Here is a 565-nt window from a genome sequence, read left to right on the forward strand (position 1 = left end):
AAGCTTCGCCTCAATAAGCTCCCGCTTGCCAATATCTTGCCTGTGGTATATGTGTTCTCCTTTGATATGCTCTATAGCGCGCTCAGCTATCGCCTCAGCTTCGGCGATGCTCTCTGCCACGCCTACCACGGCGACGCTGCGGGAGGTGGTTGTGTATATCTCGCCGTCCTCCTCATTAACCGCCGCATAGTAAAGCGTGGCTCCCTCTCGCTTAATCGCCTCCTCGTCTATGCTTATCTTAGCGGGAGGCGCCGGATTTACCCCGTAGCCCTTAGGTACCACGTACTTGCAGACCGAGGCGAGCTTCGCAAAGCTCACATACTTCTCTGAGAGGGTACCCTCAGCTATGCGAGTGCATATCTCCGCAAAGTCTCTCTCTAAGAGAGTAAGCACATTCATAGCCTCGGGATCGCCAAAGCGGCAGTTAAACTCTATAAGCTTTATCTCCTTACCCTTCATGAACTGGCCGTAGAGTATGCCCTTGTACCCCTCGCCGGTCTCTTCCTTCAGCGCCGCCACTGTCTTGCGTATCACCTCTAATGCGAAGCTGTAGTCCTCCTCAGTC

At 53.8% G+C, this 565-nt stretch carries 1 protein-coding gene; it reads right to left on the reverse strand.

Annotated elements, in window-relative coordinates; genetic code table 11:
• The coding region (locus tag BWM17_RS09630; RefSeq protein WP_342766521.1) for a phosphoribosylglycinamide synthetase C domain-containing protein at positions 1-519 on the reverse strand (519 nt) is incomplete at its 3' end.
• Positions 520-565: the final 46 nt, after the last annotated feature.

Origin of the sequence: Candidatus Hecatella orcuttiae, assembly GCF_002009985.1 — an archaeon.
Lineage (GTDB): Archaea > Thermoproteota > Bathyarchaeia > Hecatellales > Hecatellaceae > Hecatella > Hecatella orcuttiae.